The 1,102-nt window shown below is 60.1% G+C and carries 1 protein-coding gene; it reads left to right on the plus strand.

Annotated elements, in window-relative coordinates; genetic code table 11:
- Positions 1-1,102 (plus strand): IS4 family transposase (locus tag HV796_RS42640; RefSeq protein WP_175233603.1); only part of this gene is annotated, 1,102 nt, incomplete at both ends.

Here is a 1,102-nt window from a genome sequence, read left to right on the forward strand (position 1 = left end):
ACACGATATTTTGAGCGGACATTTCGCTGCGAGTGCGGCGCGTTTCGCGGCAGCCGCCGGCACGATACTGGTTCTGCAGGACACCACGACCTTCTCGTATCAGCGCGAGCATCCGGAACTCGTGGGTTATACGGGCACCAGCACGACACGCGACCGGTTTAACAAGTCGAGCGTACTGACACAGTGCGGCATCCTCATGCATTCGAGTCTGGTTGTTACAGCCGACGGTTTGCCACTGGGTCTGGCTGCAGTGAAGTTCTGGACGGGAAAGCAGTTCAAGGGGTGCTCCGAACTCAAGCGGCACATCAACCCCACGCGTGTACCGATAGAACAGAAGGAAAGCTGGCGCTGGCTGGAGAACATGCGCCAGTCGACCACGCTGCCCGGCGATCCTGTACGTTGCGTGCACATCGGTGACCGGGAAAGCGACATCTACGAGCTGTTTTACACTGCACACGATCTTTGCACACACTTCCTCGTGCGCACCTGCGTCGACAGGCTTGCAGGGGATGGAGAGCACACGATCGCGAAGGCGATGCAGCAAGTCCAGGTCAAGGGGCTGCACCGCATCGCGCTTCGCGACAATAAGGGCCGTCCGATGACGGCAACACTTGAGCTTCGCTACCAGCGAATGACCGTATTGCCGCCCATCGGCAAGCAGGGGAGCTACCCTCCATTACAGCTTACGGTCCTTCACGCACAGGAACGCGACCCGCCACCCGGGCGCCCTCGCATTGAATGGAAGCTGATCACTGATATGCCGGTGCGATCACGTGCCGAGGCAATCGGGAAGCTCGATTGGTACGCTATGCGCTGGAAGATCGAAACCTTCCACAAGATCCTGAAATCGGGCTGCAAGGCCGAGGAGTCGCGGCTTCGTACGGCGGATCGACTCACAAACCTGATCGCGGTGTTCTGCGTCCTGAGCTGGCGCATATTCTGGCTCACGATGCCTGGTCGCTCCGCGCCGCAGGCAAGTGCCGAGCTCGCGTTCACGCAGACTGAAATCGAATTGCTTGAGCGCGTCGTCAACGATACGCCCCGCAACGCACAGGCACCGCCGCTCTTGCGCAACGTTATCAGGCTCGCGCAGCTCGGGGGC

The organism is Paraburkholderia humisilvae (assembly GCF_902859855.1).
Lineage (GTDB): Bacteria > Pseudomonadota > Gammaproteobacteria > Burkholderiales > Burkholderiaceae > Paraburkholderia > Paraburkholderia humisilvae.